Source organism: Saccharibacillus sacchari DSM 19268 (assembly GCF_000585395.1).
In the GTDB taxonomy this organism is placed as follows: Bacteria; Bacillota; Bacilli; order Paenibacillales; family Paenibacillaceae; genus Saccharibacillus; species Saccharibacillus sacchari.
In genome coordinates, this window is the sequence record NZ_KK073875.1 from 3,716,170 (window position 1) to 3,735,864 (window position 19,695).

Below are 19,695 nucleotides of genomic sequence, written 5' to 3' on the forward strand. Positions count from 1 at the left end.
AGAAATTGCCTCCGAACAAAGATCCTCCGACCATTAAGTTGAGGAATGCGCGCACGGCAAGCCTTCCCGAAATCCATCCGACCACCAGGATCGCTGCTAAAATAACTATTCGTTTCGTCGTAAAAAGTTTCGTCATCGTTCTCTCCTTCATTCTTGTTCAAGAGGCGTACGGAACTCTTGACAATTTGTTGTCGCAGATATACGCTACCGACGTGCCAAATGTACCAACCCTTATAGGCAAGATCAAGACTTAAGGCGAAAATGGCACAGATCGGGAGTGGATGTACCATCATGAACAACGAAGAAAAAAATACGTTTGCGAAAGAACAAATAACGGAAGCGTTTTTGCGTTTATTGAAAGATAGCGAGCTGTCCCAAATCACGATTGTTCAGATCACGACGGAAGCTCAGGTGAGCCGAAATTCGTTTTACCGAAACTATCAAGATAAAGAGGAAATTCTGCTCCAACATATCAAGCATTTAATTACGCGGTGGAATGCGGAATACGACTTGAACAATAACCAGTCAGACAAAGAAATGTTCGGAAGCTTATTTCATCATTTGAAAGAAAAACGGGATTTTTATCTATTGCTCAAAAAGAGAAATCTGTTTCATTTGTTTTTGAACGTTTTTGTCGAGATTTACGGAGCAAAGCGTGAATATGACAATATGGGAGCCTACGCGGCGTCTTTTATCGCTTACGGCGTGTACGGCTGGATTGAGGAATGGATCGGCCGCGGCATGCAGGAATCGGCGGAAACGATGTCGGCGCTTTTGGCGACGAGCGGGATGAAATGATTTCGGAATTCTGTTGTAAAATCACGGCTTGAAGGTTTATATTTTTCTTATCCGAATTGCCTTCAAGGCGTCGAAAGGGGTAGAGAGTATGGGAGATCGCTTGGGCTTACTGGTTGTGGACGTGCAAAATGCCATGTTTGAAGCGGAGGAACCGATCTATCAGGGCGAGGAAGTCACGCAGCGGATTGCAGGCTTGCTGGAACAAGCGCGAACGGCGGATGTTCCGGTCATTTTCATTCGCCATACCGAAGCGGAAGGGCCTTTAGCGGAAGGCAGTCCGAGCTGGCAGATTCATGATACCGTTGCGCCGCAGCCGGGTGAATCCATTTTTCAAAAAGAGACGCCCGATTCGTTCGAACAGACGCCGTTGAATACGCATCTTCAGGAGATCGGCGTCAATCGGCTGGTGATCGTGGGCATGCAGACGGATTATTGCATCAATGCAACTTCTCGGCGGGCCGCGGAACTCGGTTATCGTCCGATCCTCGTCAGCGATGCGCATACCACCGTCGATGAGGGAGGAGAGACGGCAAAGGAAATCATAGCTCGCTATAATGGAGAGCTGGCCGACTTTTCCGTTGAACTTCAACCCGCTTCGCGAATCTCGTTTGGCTGAAACGTGCGATTCGACTTGAAACAGAGCCCCGGTTCATTGCGAGCCAGGGCTTTTTGCTTTGAACGTTGAATACATAAAAATGTGATTTCAACAATTCCATTGACAAAAATTCATCCGCTAGGCAATATAAATAAAGGATCTTTATAAAGTAGTTGAAGAACGGAGGCATAATGAAAAGAGCAGATACGACGCTGATGAAGGAGATCAATCTGAACACGGTGCGGCGAACGCTAAAACGGATGGAAATCGCAACCAAGCCGCAATTGGCGGCGGAGACCGGATTAAGCGTAGTCACCGTGGCCGCGCTTGTACGAGAGCTGGCAGAGCGCGGGGAGCTGAACGAAGAGGAAACAGGAACCTCTACGGGCGGGCGTCCGGCTACGGTTTACCGCTTCGATTACGCTTATCGTCTAGCCCTGTCGCTGCATCTTCATGAGCGCGAAGGCATCGATACGGTATTCGCTTCCGTCGTGGATCTTCGCGGCGATATAAGGAAACATGAAGAACGGCTTTTTGATAAGCTGGATCGGGACTCCTTTTTGCGCTGGATCAAGAATTTGATGCAAGCTTATCCGCAGATTCAAACAATTGGGCTAGGGATTCCGGGTCAAGCGGTGGAAGGGCGGATCGAAGTGAGCAGCCATGATAGGTTGCGCGGAACCTATCCGGCTAAGTGGATCGAGGAACATTTTGGCGTGGCGGTGTTGCTGGAGAATGACGTCAATGCGGCACTGCATGGTTATTTGTTAGAGGGATCCAGCGAGCAAGAGGGCGAGGAGGGCATGGTTATTGGACTTTATTTTCCGACTAAATACCCTCCCGGCATGGCAATCTCTTGGAACGGAACGTTAATCGGCGGCAAGCGCGGAATGGCAGGCGAGGTTAAATATTTGCCGTTGGATATCGATTGGAGCCGACCGCCGACGGGAGAAGCCTGGAACGAGACCGTTTGCCGGATCGTGCATACCGCTTGCGTCGTATTGGCGCCGGAACGTGTCGTGCTCTACGGCGCGCAGACGGATGCCGTGTCGTGGACAGCTTGCTGGAACGCTTATGTTCGCCGCTATCCGCTGCCTGCCGAGCCTGACCTTCAATGGTCGGAACGCTTTGCGGAGCATTTTGCTTCAGGATTGCGCAATTTGGCACTGAAGACGTTGGAGCCGAAGATTTTATAAAACTTATGGATGCGTAAAAAGGAAGGAAGATGCTTGTGGCAACCTGGTTTCTGATTGTCATTTATTTAGCTTTTATCAGTCTCGGCCTGCCGGACTCTCTGCTTGGGGCGGCTTGGCCGGTAATGCGACCGGATCTCGGCGCGCCGCTGGAGTCGGCGGGGATGTTGGCGATGATCGTGGCTGCGGGGACGATCGTATCCAGTCTGGCTAGCGGCAAGTTAATTGCGAAGTTGGGCACCGGTCCGCTGACTTTGCTCAGCTGTCTGATGACGGCTGCGGCATTGTTGGGATTCTCGTTCGCGCCGTCTCTGATCTGGTTCGCTCTGTTGGCGATTCCGCTCGGACTGGGTGCCGGAGCTGTTGACGCTGCTTTGAATCATTATGTCGCGACCCATTACGAAGCGCACCATATGAGCTGGCTGCACTGTTTCTGGGGACTCGGCGCCACAGGCGGTCCGCTCTTGATGTCGTATTTTATCAAAGAACATGATTCGTGGAGATCGGGGTATACGGCGGTCGCGATGATCCAGTTCGGTCTGGTGATCGTCTTGCTGGTCACGCTGCCGCTTTGGAAAAAGATTGCGGCGCGCCGCGCAGAGAATCCGGTTACCGAAGTTGCGATCGACGCGGCTAATCATGATTCCGCGACGGTGCCTGAACCTTTGGCGGACGAGCAGCCCGCCAAACAACCTCTTCGCTTGCCGGGCGTGAAAATGTCGCTGTTGGCGTTCTTGTTCTACTGCGGCGTGGAGACGACCGTCGGACTATGGGGCGCGAGTTTCCTCGTCGGCGCGCGCGACGTATCCGCGGTAACGGCTGCCGGATGGATCTCGCTGTACTACGGCGGCATCACCATCGGACGTCTGATTACCGGCTTTATCACGCTGAAAGTCGGCAACCGCGCGCTGATCCTGGCGGGGCAGATCATATCGGTCATCGGTGCGGTGCTTCTTATGCTGCCGCTGCCGGATGTCGTGGTGCTCATCGGATTTGTCCTGATCGGTCTGGGCTTCGCACCGGTCTATCCGGGACTGATTCACGAGACGCCTGCCCGGTTCGGCCGAGCCAACTCCGCGAAGCTGATCGGTTATCAGATGGCTGTTGCGTATACAGGGACTACGTTCCTGCCGCCGTTGTTTGGCGTACTGGCTTCGCAGACGGGGATCGGCTTGTTCCCGATCGTGACGCTGCTGCTCGTTGTGTTCATGCTGCTCAGTTCCGAGCAGGTTAATCGCGCGATCAAGCGGACGAGAATGACGGGCTGAGCAGGAAACGACTGTCGATAAAGTTGTGTAGGCGGGGGAAGCGAGAAGACTGCGAGAAAAATTGCCAGCATAGGCTTCCGAAGTGCATTTCTTCGAAATGCTTCACAATTCGCTGTCTCACTTGGAAAAGTCGATTGAAAGTTTGAGTTGAAGTTTTCCAAGTTCAAAGGCGTCTTGAACTGAATTTTTCTCTCCGTCTTCTCGCTTCTAGTTACGTTTGATTTTTTCGATACAATTAAACTGTCCTACCAGTCTGATCGCCATCACTGCGATACATGTATAACTTCATAGATCGTTACTTCAAAAGAAGGATAGGCATTGAGCTGAGTTAGGCGCTGGGCTTCGTCGCTCCATTTCTCGGGGAGTTGCTCATAAAAAGCAAATCGGCTGAAGCCCCATTTATCTGGGTTGTAGATCAGTGCTTCGCCTATTGCATCTTGAGTCTTGGGCAGTTGTTCGATAAGCTTTGCACCGAAACCGTTCAGCGAAGTTGTTTGGGGAATACGCCCGGTGATTTCTACGGCCCAGCGTGCTTGCGAGAAATTATGTTTGATTTGTATGTTAAGTGGAATACCGATATTGACGTGTTGCCAACCGAATGAATGCAAGATCGCGTCGTAAGGGCCATTTAGCAAAAATTCGTTCATGCCGTCGTGATCGTTCCAAAGGTAAAAAGGAGCGTAAAGGTTCGAGAAGTTTCCGTACTTGCCTTTTTCCGAGATTAAATAAGCTTTAAGTGCCAAATACCGAAATCCGTCGGTTCGATGTCCATTCGTCTGTACTCTTTGGCGAATGATCGACATCTCGTAATCGACAGGAAGCGGGATTTTGTATTGCATTGCGATCATTGTGCATCAACCTTTCGTTGCGGGCTTGAGAAATCGTGATTTTATGTTCATAGCGTACAATAGAAGAAGCAGAAGCCTGTAACGATTAGAATGGATCAGGGGTATCATTGAAAATGAGAGGTGTACGATGGAACTGAATGATCTTGAACTTTTTCGTTGTGTCGCAAGGTTCGGTTCGATGTCCAAGGCTGCGGCGGAGTTGGGTTATGTTCAATCGAATGTCACTGCGCGTATCCAGACGCTGGAACGGGAATTCGGCGTCGCGCTGCTAAACCGTTCACCGAAAGGAATCAGTTTGAGGCCGGAGGGGAAGCGGTTGTTGGCGTATGCCGAGCAGATTCACCAGTTGGTCGAACAAGCCAAAGCAGAGGTTCCCTCCATGCGCGCTCGGCCGATGCGATTGGGGGCTTCCCAGACGTTGACCGCCGCTTATTTGAACCCGCTGATTCGCGATCCGGATTCCGGGATTCAAGTGTTCACTCGTTCCTTGGAGCAACTTGCGCATTTATTGGAATCCGGAGAGTTGGACGCGATGTTGGTGAATCGGGAGCCGGAGCAAGTGGATCGCTTGGAAAAAGTATTCGAAGCGGATGAGCCGATTGCTTGGATGGGTGGCGGCAGCGAGCAAGACTCTGTGGCTGCGGACTTGCCGCTTCTTGCTGCGCGCGATCCCGAGTGTCCTTATCGGCGTCAGACGCTGGAACAGTTGAAAAGATGCGATCCGCCGCGCCGTTTGATCGAAGCCGATACGCTGGAGAGCCTTGTGACCATCGTCGAAAGCGGACATGGGTTGGCGCTCTTGCCGATCGCGCTGCTTACTCCGCCTATGCGCATCGTTCAACTACCCGGATTCGATGCGGAAAAGGTACGCATTCGCTGCTATCGCAAAACTTTTCCTTCAGGCACATTCGATCATCCAACGCCCGGCATATCCAATGAATGGGAACGCCTTAGAGCATTAATCACCAGGTGAAATCGATGTTTATGACCCGCAGACAAAAAGGCCTTGCTTCCTTCTGGCGAAGCGGATAACATATAAACGGCTATACGGAAGATTCGCGAGGGGTAGGAGAACGGAATATCGGATTCCGGATCGGACTTGCCCAATTACTGGAGGTTAACGTGTGTACGCTGCGTTGTGGGCAACTCTCATCTTTGTTTTGACTTTATTTTTGGTCATCCGACGTCCTTACGGACTGCCGATCGGGTGGTCGGCCTGCGGCGGCGCCGTGCTTGCGCTGCTTACCGGGGTCGTGGATATGCAGGATGTGCGCGATGTGACGGATGTCGTCTGGAACGCTACGTTGGCTTTCGTGGCGATCATTCTGATCTCGCTCGTGCTGGATCGGGTCGGCTTGTTCGAATGGGCGGCGCTGCATATGGCCCGTGCTTCGAAAGGCAGCGGCGTCCGCATGTTCGTGTACTTGGTTTTGCTGGGAGCGGTCGTGGCTGCGCTGTTCGCGAACGACGGAGCGGCATTGATTTTGACTCCGATCGTGCTGGCGATGGTGCGGGCGCTCAAGTTGAACGAACGTCAGGTGTTTCCGTTTATTATCGCGGGAGGCTTTATTGCCGATACGACTTCGCTGCCGCTATTAATCAGCAATCTGGTGAACATCGTCTCGGCGGATTATTTCCATATCGGCTTTATGCAGTATGCAGGCCGAATGTTCGTGCCGAATCTGTTTGCGCTGGCGGGAAGCTTAGGCGTGCTTTATTTCTTTTTCCGTAAAAGCATTCCCAAAACGTTCGATGATTCGCAGCTTAAAGCGCCTTCGACCGCGATTCGGGATCTGAAACTGTTCCGAATTTCGTGGGTCGTCGTCGGCTTGCTGTTGGTCGGTTATTTCGCGGGTGAGCTGCTCGGTATTCCGTTGTCGCTCACCGCAGGCGTGATCGCGATCTTGTTCCTGATTCTGGCTCGTCGCAGTCCGTCGATCTCCGTCGCGGCGATCGTCAAAGAGTCGCCGTGGTCGATCGTATTTTTCTCGGTCGGGATGTACGTGGTCGTGTACGGACTTCGCAACGTGGGATTGACGGATTGGCTTGCCGGAGGCATTCGCGGATTTGCCGATCACGGGCTGTTCGCGGCCACGATGGGCATGGGCTTCCTCACGGCGGTCATGTCGTCGATCATGAACAATCTGCCGAGCGTGCTGATCGGGGCTCTGGCAATCGATACGGCAGACGCGGGCGGCCGCATTCAGGAGGCTTTGATCTACGCGAACGTGATCGGAGCGGATCTGGGGCCGAAGCTGACGCCGATCGGTTCGCTGGCAACGCTGCTCTGGCTGCACGTGTTGAACAACAAAGGCATCCGCATCACGTGGGGCCAGTATTTCCGTATCGGCGTCGTGTTGACGATTCCGACCTTGTTTATTACGCTGCTTGGGTTGTACTTATGGTTGTCTTGGTTATAAAAGGTTGTCAAAAGCCGCTTGCGCGGCGCAAGTCCCGGATCATGGAGATTCGGGGCTTTTTGCCGTCTGGACGAAACTGTGCGAAAAAAGGGATCGAGCCTGCAAATGTTCGATCATCGCGCAGTCTTTTTTCAACCCGACAGCTTTCGACAAATGGATTGCTCTGAGTTTCCGAAAACGTTATAGTAAGAGATGGAGAATGAGAAAACGTATACAAATAGGAGTGAGAATCCATGCAAAGCAAGTTGAATCTGTCCGGGGTATGGCAGTTGAGTCTGGACGAAGAAAGAAAAGGCCTGCCGCAGGCGTTCGAGGATACGATGGAGCTGCCCGGCACGACGTCGCACGCCCGCAAAGGACGCCGCAACGAAGAGCAGTTGATCGGGTCGCTGACGGACGAATATAAATTCGAAGGCTCGGCCTGGTTCCGAAAAGAGATCGAAGTGCCGGCAGAGTCTGCGGAACGCGTCTCGCTGCTGCATTTGGAGCGTACGCGCATCACGACGGTGTGGCTGAACGGCGAGGAGACCGGCACGCGGAACAGCCTGAACGCGCCGCATGTGTACGACCTGACGGGCAAGCTTAAAGCGGGCAAAAATACGCTGACGATCCGAGTGGACAATGTGGGCTATCCGACCAAAGGCGGTCATATGACGTCGCCGGATACGCAAACCAACTGGAACGGCATTACGGGCGCGATCGAACTGCAATTCTACGGGGAGTCTCGTTTGGAAGAGCTGCGCACCTATCCGAACGTAGGCGAGAAGCACGTTCGGATTACAGCCAATATCGAAGGGGAAAAGGCTGCTAAACTACGCGTCTCGGCAGAAAGTTTCAACGGGGAAGGTTCGCATACGCCGGAATTGGCCGAGTTCGAGCTGAACGGATCAAGCGTCGACGTTACCTATTCGTTGGGCGAAGCCGCGCGTTTATGGAGCGAATGGACGCCGGAATTATATCGCTTGAAGCTGGAGCTCCTGGATGCGAACGGAGCCGTGGTCGATACGACGGAGAGCGTGCTGGGACTGCGCGAGTTCAAGTCGGCGGGCGACAAGTTCGAGATCAACGGCAAACGCACTTTCCTGCGCGGCAAGCATGACGGACTGATTTTCCCGTTGACCGGATATGCGCCGACGGACGTGGACGAGTGGGTTCGCATTCTGGGCATCTCGAAAGCGTACGGCATGAACCATTATCGTTTCCATACCGCATGTCCGCCAGAAGCTGCGTTTGCGGCCGCGGATCTGCTGGGGATCTATATGGAGCCGGAACTTCCGTTCTGGGGCACGATCACGGAGCCGGGCGAAGAAAATCACAACCAGGCGGAGCAGGATTATCTGATCGAAGAAGGGTATGCCATCCTTAAAGCGTTCGCGAATCATGCGTCGTGCGTCATGTTCTCCCTCGGCAACGAGCTGTGGGGCAGCCGGACGAAGATCGATTCGATCCTGAAAGGATATAAGGAGTTCGATTCCCGTCCGCTGTATACGCAAGGCTCAAACAACCACCAATGGGTACCGGAGCTGCTTGCGCATGACGACTTCTTCTGCGGAGTGCGGTTCACGCGCGAGCGTCTGTTCCGCGGATCGTATGCGATGTGCGACGCGCCGCAAGGACATGTTCAGGTTGCGCCTCCGGGCACGCTGACGGACTATGACCAAGCGATCTCGCCTGCGCGCGTTCAAGCGGCAGACGGCGAAGAAGGCGGCAAAAAGCAAATCCAGATTCAATACGGAACGGGAATGAAAACGGTCGAAGCCGAAGGCGACGGCGGGGATTGGGTGTCGCCTCTTCCGGTCGTGTCGCACGAAATCGGGCAGTACGCGACGTTCCCGAATTTCGACGAAATCGAGAAGTATACGGGACCGCTCAAAGCCGAAAATTTCAAAATCTTCCGCGAGCGTCTGGAGGAAAAAGGATTGGGCCGTCTGGCGCCCGCTTATTTCAAAAACTCGGGCAAGCTGGCGATGGAATGTTATAAAGAAGAGTTGGAAGCGGCGCTGCGTTCGCGCAAGCTGGCCGGATTCCAAGTGCTCGATTTGCAGGATTTCAGCGGTCAGGGAACGGCTTTGGTCGGCGCTCTAGATGCGTTCATGGATTCCAAAGGCTTGATCACGGAAGAAGACTGGCGTTCGTTCTGCGATAATGCCGTGCTGCTGGCGCGCTTCGAATCGTATAATCTGGTCGGCGGCGACACGTTCTCTGCGGCGGTGGAGCTGAGTTGGTTCCGCGAGGAAGCGCCGGGCGACGTGGAAGTGAGCTGGTCGCTGCGTTCGGGTGAGCAACAGTTGGGTGCTGGCGTGGTTACGGCAAACGTGACGGAGAGCGGCGATCTGTTCGAGCTTGGCGGTATAGAGCTGGCTTTGCCAAATGTAGAGTCGATGCAAAAGGCGGAATTGGCGCTTTCTCTGAATGGCACGGACGTCTACAAAAACTACGAGCTATGGATCTACCCGGCGGAAACGAAAGCGGATTTCGGCGACGTTCACGTGTTCGAGACGCTGACCGACGAAGCGAAAACGCTGCTGGCCGAAGGCGGAAACGTGCTGCTCATGCCGAATATCTCCGCGCTCCAAAACTCGATCGAAGGCACGTATGCCGCCGATTTCTGGTGCTTCCCGATGTTCCGTTCGATCTCGGAAAGCATGGATCGCAAGATTCCGGTCGGCACGCACGGCTTGCTCGTTCGCAACGAGCATCCGGCTTTGAAAGATTTCCCGAGCGAAACGCATACGACCTACGCTTGGTGGAACGTGGTCATGAACTCGCGCTCGGTCATTTTGGACGGCACGCCGTCCGAGTGGGAGCCGATCGTGCAAACAATCGACAACTTCGAGCGCAACCACAAGCTGGGGCTGTTGTTCGAATGCAAAACGGGCGGCGGCAATCTGCTCGTGTGCGCGGTCGATGCGGCTGCGGCCGGACAAACGCCTGATGGGCGTCAGTTCTTGAGCAGCGTGCTCAATTATGTGCGGTCGGATGCGTTCGCGCCGACGGTGGAGATTGAAATTGGTGAAGTGGAGAAGATGGTGCGATAAGGAGGGCGAAGCGATAGGGAGGCGCTGCGGGAAAAATTCGCTCAGTACGCTGTCTCGCGCAGAAAGCTTGCAGCTTTCCGTGCTCAAAGGCGTCCTTCGCTGAATTTCTCCCTCCGCTTGGGCTATCGCATCGAGTTGGAGGAGTAGGGGAAGAGCGGAAGCTTTGGAATGTCGGTTGGCATTTTTGGGCTTTTGGTTTTTTAAGTATTGAAATTATTGAAAAGACCTCGGCGTTCGCTTAGAGCGAACGCCGAGGTCTTTTTTGCACATATGTTGCGGCGAAGAAGTCGGGATACCAAGATTTCAACCTTGCTCTTTGATGGGCGTCTTTTTGAAATCCGTCCGCTGAGGGGAATAGGGTTGGATCGGGACGTTGATCATCGAGATCGGGATTTCGAGATGTTGGCCCGTTTGGATGCCGTAAGGCGTATCGAGCTTGTTGACGCGCAGCAGGTCGTCGACGCTCATGTCGTACTTGTCGGCGATATAACCGACGGTTTCGCCGCCGGCGACGAGATGCTGTTTGCGGAGCTTTTCGATCCGGCAGGCGGATTGCTTGAACGTCGGCTGCTTGGACAGCGGGTCGACGAAGTCGGCGGTCAGGTCGTTGGCGGCCTGTTTGCTTTCCCAACTGCCGAAATGGAACGGCACGAATACGAGGCCCGGCTGAACGGCGTCGCCGATTTTGGCCGGGACTTCGATCTGTCCGCGCGGCGACACGATGCGGACGACTTCGCCTTCGACGATGCCGAGCTTCGCCGCATCGGCTTCGTTCACTTCGACGTAACCGTGCGGAGCGGCGGCTTGCAGATACGGCGAGCGTCCGGTCTTGGTACGCGTATGCCAGTGCCAAACGAGCCGTCCGGTCGTCAGCCACATCGGGAAGTCGCCGCCGGGCTGCTCGGATGGCGGATTATAGCGGGTCGCGTGGAAAATGGCGCGTCCGTCCGCTTGTTTCTCTTCATATTCGGCTCGGGTCAAAGCACGGCCCGTAAATTGGTTTTTCGTGTAGCTCTGCGCGTAATCGGTCGACGTCGGGAATTTGAAATCTTCGTACAGCCGTACGGTGCCTTCGGGACGCTCCGCGGTAGCCGGCCAGCGCATGCCGTTATGTTTTTGAAGCAGGTCGTATGTCATGCCGGTCATGTCGCTCGGACGTCCGCGCGAGACTTTTTTCCATTCTTCGAAGGCTTCTTCCGGGGTCGAATAACCGATCAGCGGCTGTCCGTCTTTGTCGCGGAAATCCATCCGTTTCGAGAAATCGATCAGGATCTCCAGGTCGGTGCGCACGCCTTCGGGCGGATTTACCGCTTTGCGAAGCAAATTGATGCGGCGGTCGGCATTTTCCATCGTGCCTTCTTTTTCGCCCCACATGGCGGCAGGGAGGACGACGTCGGCGACTTTGGACGTCTCGGTCAGGAAATGGTCCTGCATGATCACGAACACTTTTTCCAGAGCCGCTTTCGCCCGTTTGCGGTTCGGCAGGGAAACGAGCGGGTTGGTGCCGATATTCCAAAACACGTCGATCTGATCCTGTTCGATCATTTCCAACTGCTCTTCGATCCCTTTTTCCGGGCCGGCCGGAAGCAGCGATTCTTCAACGTTCCACAGATCTGCCATCTCCTGCAAATGCTGCGGGTTCATCGGGTTGCGGTTGGCGGGATAAGTGCCGACGCCGCCGACCGTGCGATTGGCCGAAGAACTGGGCTGTCCGGCCATATGAAGCGGTCCGCTGCCCGGTTTGCCGATCAGGCCGCGCGCCAAATGCATATTGTTGATCGCCACGCAGGCCGTCGTCGCGTCCGCGCTTTGGAAGGCGCCTTGCAGCGTGGTCGTCACGAGCGTCGGGGTCTCGGACAGCAGACGTCCGGCTTCAAGCAGCGTTGCGACCGGAATTCCGGTCACTTCCGAAGTGCGCTCCGGCGTCCATTCCTCCAGCGCGCCGCGCATATCGTCGAAGCCGATCGTGTAGTTTGCGATAAACTCTTCGTCGGCAGCGCCGTTTTCCAGCATCATTCGCAGCAGTCCGTTGAGCAGGGGCACGTTGGTTCCGGGACGAAGCTGCAAATGCAAGTCGGCGCCGCGCACCGTCAATGTCCGGCGCGGATCGACGGCGATGATGTACGGTTTGCCGGTGCGGGCTTTGCGGTCCATGATGCGTTCATGCAGCACCGTGCCGGTCTCGGCGACGTTATGCCCGAACAGCATCAGCGTGTCCGTCTCGTCGATATCGTCGTAGGAAGCGGGGGCTCCGTCGGCTCCGAACGATTGCAGCAGGCAAAATTCCGTAGTCGCGGTACAAAGCCGGGTGTTGGCATCCAGCAGATGCGTGCCGATGCCGGCGCGTCCGACTTTTGCGATCGTGTAATAGTCTTCGAGGAATGCTTGACCCGTCGAATAAATCGCGATGCCGTTGGGGCCTTTTCGTTCCAGCGTTTCTTTCATTTTATTCACGATCAGATCCATCGCTTCGTTCCACGTTGCCGGAACAAGCTCGCCTAGCTCGTTGCGGATCAGGGGGGACAGCAGGCGGTCGGGACTTGAATTGGCCTGCCACTGATTTTCGCCTTTCGGTCCGAGCCGTCCTCGGTTGATCGAGTGCTTGCTGTTGCCGCGGATGCCGACGATCTGCTCGTCTTTGACCGCGATCTCGCAGCCGCATCCGACCGAGCAAAGATTGCAGGTGCTGTACACCCAGCGGTCGACCTGGCCTTGGCTGTATACGTTCATATCGATCCGTTCGTTTTGCCAACTCATCGCACGCCTCCTGTCTGCGGTCGGTAAAGCACCGGCACGATGTATTTGCTGGTGTCGTCGCCGTAGGCGTTTTCGATCTCCGCCGCCGCTTCGGTCAATGTCTTTTTGATGCCGGGAAAACGGTTCTCTAGTTTGGCCGCTTCTTCCGAGTCCTCGTGATCCATCCAATCGACGGCGCGGAGCCAAGCGCGGAAGGTCGATTCGACGATCTCGTCGTTCAGGTAGACGACCGAGCAGTCCTTTTTGAAATCTTCCAAAGCCGGCGAGTCCTGCTTCAGGATAGGGAGCAGATTCCGCAAAGCCTGCCGTTCGTCCTCCAGGGCCGTGCGAAACAAAACCACCAGCGGATGGCTCATTTCGGCCGTTTCTTTCAATATTTGCTCGACTTCCTTAAGTACCGAAGAAAAAAGGGGGTAAAGTGTACTCATGAAATCCCTCCTGTCCGCGTATATGTTATGAACCGGTATATGGTTATGCTCAAGATTACATACCCGTTCCGCTTTTTTGTTAACAAAAAAATAAAAATTGAAAGGTTTGAATTTTAGATTGATTTTCGTATACGTATGCGATATATTGCATACTATAGTTTGTTGAAACGTCAAGCAAAGGAGGCTTCCTGTTGCCCGTTCCTCAAAATTTTAAAGCGCCGGCCCGAATGTCCGCCAAAGAAAAAGCGTTTGACCAAATCCAACGCTGGATTATCGACGGAACCCTTCAGCCGGGCGAAAAACTGCTCGAATCGGAATTAAGCGAATCGCTCGGCGTGAGCCGAACGCCGATTCGCGAAGCTTTTCAGCTGCTTGAAGTGAAGGGACTGGTTGCGACCTATCCCGGCAAAGAAACGAAAGTGACGGGAGTCGAAAAGGGCGATATTTTCAAATTGTATTCCACTTTGGCGGCTTTGCACGCGTCCGCGGCGGAAGTCGCGGCGAAGCTGATTCGTCCCGAACAAATTCGGCATTTGATCGATTTGAACACGGAATTCGAACGCGCGGTCGGCAGCGACCAACCTTACTTGGCGATGGAGACGGACGAGGAATTTCATAACGCGATCGTCGAGCTTTCGAGCAATCCGTACACGGCAAGCTTCAGCGATTCGCTTCAAGTTCATATCCGGCGATTCAAATACGTGTTTTTGCAGCAGCCGATCGACTCTACGCAGGCTTCGGTCGACGAACACTTCGCGATCATCCGCGCTTTTCAAAGCCAGGACGGCGCAGCCGCCCACGAAGCGATGAAGCAAAATTTGATCCGTCCGATGCGCGAACTGGAACATCTGATTTAATACTTCAACAGACGGGAGCAAATAAAAATGGAAAACAACAACGGCAGCCAAAAAGACTTGAGAATCCGCAGCAAAGTCATCAGCGAGGGCGCGAACCGGGTACCGAACCGGGCGATGCTGCGCGCGGTAGGATTCACCGACGAAGATTTCAAAAAACCGATGATCGGCGTAGCCAGCACTTGGAGCGAAGTGACGCCGTGCAATATGCATATCAACGATCTTGCTTTCAAAGCGAAACAAGGCGTTAAAGAAAACGGCGGAGCGCCGCTCGTATTCAACACCATCACCGTGTCCGACGGCATCTCGATGGGACACGAAGGCATGTTGTTCTCGCTACCGAGCCGCGAAGCGATCGCCGATTCGATCGAGATCGTGGCGGGAGCGGAACGCTTCGACGGCCTGGTGGCGGTCGGAGGCTGCGACAAAAACACGCCGGCCTGCCTGATGGCGATCGGGCGCTTGAACGTACCTTCCGTTTATGTCTACGGCGGCACGATTCAACCCGGAATTCTCGACGGCAAAAAGATCGATATCGTATCCGCGTTCGAAGCGGTCGGGCAGTATCAAGAAGGAAAAATGACCGACGAAGAGTTGAAAAAGGTAGAATGCAGCGCTTGTCCGGGTCCAGGCGCGTGCGGCGGCATGTATACGGCGAACACCATGGCAGCTTCCGCCGAAGCGATGGGCATGAGTTTGCCGGGTTCGTCGTCGACGCCCGCAATCTCTTCAGGCAAAGCAGACGAATGCGAAAGAGCGGGCGCAGCCGTGATCAACTTGCTCGAAAAAGAAATTTATCCGCGCGATATCATGACCAAAGAAGCATTCGAGAATGCGATCACGGTCGTGATGGCGCTCGGCGGATCGACGAACGCGTTCCTGCATTTGCTCGCGATGGCGCATTCGGTCGACGTGGATCTGACGCTGGACGATTTCGAACGCATCCGGTTGAACGTGCCGCATTTGGCCGATTTGAAACCGAGCGGAACGCATGTCATGCAGGATCTGAACGATATCGGCGGCGTGCCGGGCGTCATGAAAATGCTGCTTGAGCGCGGACTTCTGCACGGGGACTGCATGACGGTAACGGGCCGTACGTTGGCGGAGAACTTGGCCGACATGCCTTCCTTGGAAGAAGGACAGGACATCATCCGCTCGTTCGATAATCCGCTGAAGCCGAACGGACCGCTCGTCGTGCTGAAGGGCAACCTGGCGCCGGACGGCGCGGTAGCCAAAATGTCGGGCATGAAAAAGTCCCGCTTTACCGGCCCGGCCAAAGTCTACGACAGCGAGGACGAGGCTACGGCAGCGATTACGCGAGGCGATATTGTCAAAGGCGACGTGCTGGTTATCCGTTATTGCGGACCGAAAGGCGGACCGGGCATGCCGGAAATGCTGTCGGTTACGGCGATGATCGTCGGCAAGGGGTTGGGCGGCGAAGTCGCGCTGATGACGGACGGACGCTTCTCGGGCGGTTCGCACGGCTTCGTGGTGGGACACGTCTCGCCGGAGGCTCAAGTCGGAGGCCCGATCGGGTTGCTTCGGACCGGCGACATGGTTACGTTCGACAGCGAGATCCGGGAGGTCAGCATGGACGTAAGCGAAGAAGAGTTGGCAGCGCGCAAGCAAGCTTGGGTGCAGCCGCCGCTCAAAGTGTCTTCGGGCGTGTTGGCGAAGTATGCCCGGCTGGTTTCCTCGGCGTCAAAAGGCGCGGTAACCGATTTGTTCGAGTAAACGTCTTCGTTTATACTTGAACAAACCGCTACTTTCGGAGGGATCGGCATTGACACCAAACATGACGGAGAAAGAAAAAGCCGCTTCGGGTTTGTTATACGACAACAACAATGATCCGCAGCTCGTCCGCGAGCGCAATTACTGCAAATCGCTATGTTTCGAGCATAATCAGTTGAATCCGTTGAAGTTGGTCGAGCGCGAAGAGATGATTCGAAAAATCGTGGCCGAGGCAAAAGGACCGTTCGTGATCGAACAGCCCTTTTACTGCGACTTGGGTTATCGTATCGAGCTGGGAAGCAACTTTTACGCGAACCACAATCTGATCATTCTCGACGCGGCCAAAGTGAGTTTCGGCGACAATGTGTTCATCGGACCGAATTGCGGTTTCTACGCGGCAGGCCATCCGCTTGACGTCGAGCAGCGGAACGCGGGATTGGAGTACGCCTATCCGATCACGGTCGGAGACAACGTCTGGTTCGGCGGCAATGCGGTCGTGCTGCCGGGCGTAACGATCGGTTCCGGAAGCGTGATCGGAGCGGGCAGCGTCGTGAACCGGGATATTCCGCCGGGCGTGATCGCGGCAGGCAATCCGTGCCGCGTGATTCGCGAGATTACGGAAGAAGATCGGAATAAGTATAAACGGGCTTAGTGACGACACGCCCTAGAGCATTAACAAGGCGCTTGTGCCTTGCGCAAAAGACGCATTTCCTTTTCAGGGAATGCGTCTTTTTTGCGTATTCGTAGATCTTGCGGTCTAGTCGAAAAAAGGGGCTTGACGTGAAACGCGTTTCACGCGATAAAGTAAACATACACCTTAATAAATGATGTTTATAAAGTGTGCGAAGGCATGCAACCAAGAGGAGGAAGATCATGTTCAAGCTGGTGGTTAGCGATCTGGACGGAACATTTTTGAATAACGAAGGCGATTTCGATCGGGAGCGGTTTGCGGAAGTATATGCGCAGATGCAGCAGCAGGGCGTTCAATTTGCGGCTTGTACGGGCAAGCAATGCGAGCGGGTAGAAGAACTGTTCGAAGGCTTCGAGGGAATTTGGATTCTCGGCGACAGCGCGACTCGGATCAAACGGGACGGCAAAGTGGTACAAGAATTCACGCTCGCTCGAGAGCTGGCGTTGGGATCGATCGCCGAGATCGAAGCTTTCGACCCGAATATGATCATTATCGCTTGCACCGGAGATGCGGCTTATGTGCGCGACACGCTCCCGGACGACGAATACGGCTTGGTTAAACGTTCGTACCGCGAAGTCCTTCGGGTCTCCTCGTTTAACGAAGTTCCGGGTTCTTTCGTCAAAGTCACCGTGTTCGATGCCGAAGGACGCAGTGCAAATCTTCGACGCAAAGTGGAAGAAAAACTCGGCGGTCAAATGTATATCGTGGACTCCGAGCCGCGTTGGCTGGACATTACGGCGCTCGGCACCCATAAAGGCGAGACGGTTATGAAGCTTCAGCAGATGCTGGGAGCCACGCGTGAAGAAACGTTATCTTTCGGCGACGGGGAGAACGACGTGGAGTTGATGCAGATCGCTGAATTCAGCTTTGCCGTAAGCAACGCTTGCGAGAACACGAAGGCCGCAGCGGCTTTTGTTACCAAGTCCAACGTGGAAGACGGCGTGCTGCTTACGGTAGAAAAGCTGTTGCGTTTGCAGTCGCGGGCACGCGCTTAAGTCCATAGTCCGGGTAAGGAAAAAGCTTCGCTTGCGAGCATACGGTAAACAGGCCGTGCCCGTAAGGCGAAGCTTTTTTAAAAATGAGGCTTGAAAATACATAGATGTCTATGTTATTATTCGTTCATGAACAAATACAACGCAGCCGCATTGATCAGTCGGATCAACGATCAGGCACAGAAGCTGATTACAACCGAGTTGGAAGCGCAAGGTATTGAAGGCATTGTACCGTCCCACGGCGGCGTGCTGATGTTCCTTTATCAAAAAGACGGTTTGTCCGTAACGGAACTGGCGGAAGCAATTGGTCGCACACAGCCTACAGTGACGGTGTTGGTCAATAAGCTGGAAAAGTTGGGCTATGTCAAACGGGTGAAAAGTCAGACCGATCAACGGGTGACCCTTATCGCATTGACGTCGAAAGGCCGGGAGCTTGAACCGATATTCCGCAGTGTGTCCGCCCGCCTGAACGAAAAGTTGTACGGCAACTTGTCAAAAGACGAAGGTCTTGAGTTGGAGCGACTGTTAGACAAAATCGCGCATAGGTTCTGAAATGTCCGACGACATGGAGACCTATGCAATATTTTCGAATATTGCATAGATGTCTATGTAGTTATAGGCGAAAATAAACTATTTTATTATTTTTTGGAGGTTATTTATAATGAAACATCTGATCGTTTACGCTCACCCGCACCAAGACAGCTTGAACCGTTCGATTCTGAACACGACCGTAACGGCTCTGCAAAGCAAAGGCGGGGAAGTCATCGTGCGCGATCTGTACGAGCTTGATTTCCAACCTGTGCTGAAAGCTCAAGATACAACAGCCATGAGAGCCGGAAACACGCCGCAGGACATCAAGACCGAGCAGGAGTTCATTACGCAAGCGGATACGATTACGTTTATCTATCCGATCTGGTGGACAGGTCTTCCGGCTATTCTTAAAGGTTATGTGGACCGCGTATTCGCTTACGGATTTGCTTATGCCAGCGACGAGAACGGCATCGTGAAGATGTTGACCGGCAAAAAAGGCCTGATCATCAACACGCACGGCACGCCAGCCGAAGTCTACGACCAAATCGGCATGAGCGACGCTCTGCGTGCTACCGCAACTGGCGGTATTTTCGAATTCACGGGCATCCAGTCCGCTGGCCACCTGCTGTTCGGCAGCATTGGCTATCTCCCGGAAGAAAGCTATCAAGAAATTCTGCGCCAAGTCGAAGATACAGTCAAAAAAGCCTTTTAATTCGTTCAAACCAAATTTCTCCCGCAGCAATTAGCACTCGCTTTGGTGGGTGCTTTTTTACGTTGGATCAAGAACATATGTTTGATATACTGAATGAAATAAGGATGATGAATAAAACAAGAAGGTGAATTGAAATATGGACAAACAAGACCTGATCGACCACTGCCTGACTTATCCGGGCGTGTACGAAGATTATCCGTTCGACGAGAGCTGGACCGTGATGCGGCACGGCAGCAACAAAAAGTCGTTCGCCTTCATTTACATACGGGAAGGCCGTCATTGCGCGAATTTGAAATGCGATCCGATGCGAGCCGCCATGCTTCGCGATCTGCACGGCGATATCAAGCCCGGCTACCATATGAATAAGGAGCATTGGAACACCGTTATTTTGGACGGGGATCTGGATCAGGAAGATATTTTCGATCTCGTGCGGCACAGCTTCGAGCTGACCCGGCCGAAAATTTCGAAGAAACGGCAGCAGGCGGATTTTTGAAAATGCAGAGAAACGAACCGGGAGAAATCGCGATCGAAAAGACCGGCTTTTAATGTCGCGAAATCAATTCAAAGCAGCCGTGTCCGGGTTATCCTATAGTAAAGAAGCCGCAAAAGCGGAAGGAGGAGACCCGATGAAAAGGACGCTGCGTACGCTGGCTGCCGTCGGACTGTTGGCGACGATGCTCGGATGCGGTTCGGACGATGACAACGATATGAATGATATGGACATGGACGACGCTGAGCATCAGCAGATGGATAACGATCAAGACGACGACTAAGGAGTAAGGGAAGAACGAAAAAGCTGCCGGAACGCATCCCGACAGCTTCAAAGCAGCGATCGAATT

At 53.9% G+C, this 19,695-nt stretch carries 18 protein-coding genes; 15 read left to right on the forward strand and 3 right to left on the reverse strand.

Going from position 1 to position 19,695, the window contains the following annotated elements; translation table 11 throughout:
- Positions 1-291: 291 nt before the first annotated feature.
- The 4 genes from SACSAC_RS15995 (at position 292) to SACSAC_RS16010 (ending at position 3,854) form a co-directional block, all read left to right on the forward strand.
- Complete coding sequence (locus SACSAC_RS15995) at positions 292-798, forward strand: TetR/AcrR family transcriptional regulator (protein ID WP_037288134.1); 507 nt, start codon at positions 292-294, stop codon at positions 796-798.
- An 88-nt stretch (positions 799-886) separates the two neighbouring features.
- Entirely contained in the window at positions 887-1,414 is a 528-nt protein-coding gene (locus SACSAC_RS16000) for a cysteine hydrolase family protein (RefSeq protein ID WP_037288137.1), read from the forward strand.
- Between the two features lie 170 nt (positions 1,415-1,584).
- Positions 1,585-2,589 (forward strand): ROK family protein, encoded by a 1,005-nt coding sequence (locus SACSAC_RS16005; protein ID WP_037288140.1) that lies wholly within the window; start codon positions 1,585-1,587, stop codon positions 2,587-2,589.
- A 29-nt stretch (positions 2,590-2,618) separates the two neighbouring features.
- Complete coding sequence (locus tag SACSAC_RS16010; RefSeq protein ID WP_037288143.1) at positions 2,619-3,854, forward strand: MFS transporter; 1,236 nt, start codon at positions 2,619-2,621, stop codon at positions 3,852-3,854.
- Positions 3,855-4,117: 263 nt separating this feature from the next.
- Here SACSAC_RS16010 and SACSAC_RS16015 read toward each other — a convergent pair whose 3' ends face one another.
- Positions 4,118-4,702, reverse strand: a complete 585-nt coding sequence (locus tag SACSAC_RS16015) for a DUF4865 family protein (protein ID WP_037288146.1) — start codon at positions 4,700-4,702, stop codon at positions 4,118-4,120.
- Positions 4,703-4,829: 127 nt separating this feature from the next.
- Between SACSAC_RS16015 and SACSAC_RS16020 the strand changes: the two genes are divergently transcribed.
- The 3 genes from SACSAC_RS16020 (at position 4,830) to SACSAC_RS16030 (ending at position 10,160) form a co-directional block, all read left to right on the forward strand.
- Entirely contained in the window at positions 4,830-5,675 is an 846-nt protein-coding gene (locus tag SACSAC_RS16020) for a LysR family transcriptional regulator (protein WP_037288149.1), read from the forward strand.
- Between the two features lie 151 nt (positions 5,676-5,826).
- Complete coding sequence (locus tag SACSAC_RS16025) at positions 5,827-7,122, forward strand: arsenic transporter (protein ID WP_037288152.1); 1,296 nt, start codon at positions 5,827-5,829, stop codon at positions 7,120-7,122.
- A 233-nt stretch (positions 7,123-7,355) separates the two neighbouring features.
- On the forward strand, positions 7,356-10,160 hold the full coding sequence (locus SACSAC_RS16030; RefSeq protein WP_037288155.1) for a glycoside hydrolase family 2 TIM barrel-domain containing protein: 2,805 nt from the start codon (positions 7,356-7,358) through the stop codon (positions 10,158-10,160).
- Between the two features lie 303 nt (positions 10,161-10,463).
- Here SACSAC_RS16030 and SACSAC_RS16035 read toward each other — a convergent pair whose 3' ends face one another.
- Together SACSAC_RS16035 and SACSAC_RS16040 are read right to left on the reverse strand one after the other, a co-directional pair.
- Complete coding sequence (locus tag SACSAC_RS16035) at positions 10,464-12,917, reverse strand: molybdopterin-dependent oxidoreductase (protein ID WP_037288158.1); 2,454 nt, start codon at positions 12,915-12,917, stop codon at positions 10,464-10,466.
- Positions 12,914-13,345, reverse strand: coding sequence for a hypothetical protein (locus tag SACSAC_RS16040; RefSeq protein WP_037288160.1), 432 nt, complete (start codon positions 13,343-13,345; stop codon positions 12,914-12,916). Before SACSAC_RS16040 ends, SACSAC_RS16035 begins: the two co-directional genes overlap by 4 nt.
- Before the next feature lie 191 nt (positions 13,346-13,536).
- Between SACSAC_RS16040 and SACSAC_RS16045 the strand changes: the two genes are divergently transcribed.
- From SACSAC_RS16045 to SACSAC_RS28035, 8 genes are all read left to right on the forward strand, one after another.
- Entirely contained in the window at positions 13,537-14,202 is a 666-nt protein-coding gene (locus SACSAC_RS16045) for a GntR family transcriptional regulator (protein ID WP_037288163.1), read from the forward strand.
- A gap of 27 nt (positions 14,203-14,229) precedes the next feature.
- Positions 14,230-15,933 carry a dihydroxy-acid dehydratase gene (gene ilvD, locus SACSAC_RS16050; protein ID WP_037288166.1) on the forward strand — a complete coding sequence of 568 codons (1,704 nt, stop codon included), beginning with the start codon at positions 14,230-14,232 and terminating at the stop codon, positions 15,931-15,933.
- Between the two features lie 61 nt (positions 15,934-15,994).
- Positions 15,995-16,582, forward strand: coding sequence for a sugar O-acetyltransferase (locus SACSAC_RS16055; RefSeq protein WP_037288169.1), 588 nt, complete (start codon positions 15,995-15,997; stop codon positions 16,580-16,582).
- A gap of 221 nt (positions 16,583-16,803) precedes the next feature.
- The gene (locus tag SACSAC_RS16060; RefSeq protein ID WP_037288171.1) at positions 16,804-17,616 is read left to right on the forward strand and encodes an HAD hydrolase family protein; all 813 of its coding nucleotides are present in this window, start codon (positions 16,804-16,806) and stop codon (positions 17,614-17,616) included.
- A gap of 126 nt (positions 17,617-17,742) precedes the next feature.
- Entirely contained in the window at positions 17,743-18,165 is a 423-nt protein-coding gene (locus SACSAC_RS16065; RefSeq protein ID WP_037288173.1) for a MarR family winged helix-turn-helix transcriptional regulator, read from the forward strand.
- 109 nt (positions 18,166-18,274) lie between these two features.
- A complete protein-coding gene (locus SACSAC_RS16070; protein WP_037288175.1) occupies positions 18,275-18,856 on the forward strand; it encodes an NAD(P)H-dependent oxidoreductase in 582 nt (193 codons plus the stop codon).
- Positions 18,857-18,992: 136 nt separating this feature from the next.
- Complete coding sequence (locus SACSAC_RS16075; RefSeq protein WP_037288176.1) at positions 18,993-19,349, forward strand: MmcQ/YjbR family DNA-binding protein; 357 nt, start codon at positions 18,993-18,995, stop codon at positions 19,347-19,349.
- A 133-nt stretch (positions 19,350-19,482) separates the two neighbouring features.
- Entirely contained in the window at positions 19,483-19,629 is a 147-nt protein-coding gene (locus SACSAC_RS28035; protein ID WP_156951021.1) for a hypothetical protein, read from the forward strand.
- Positions 19,630-19,695 lie beyond the last annotated feature (66 nt).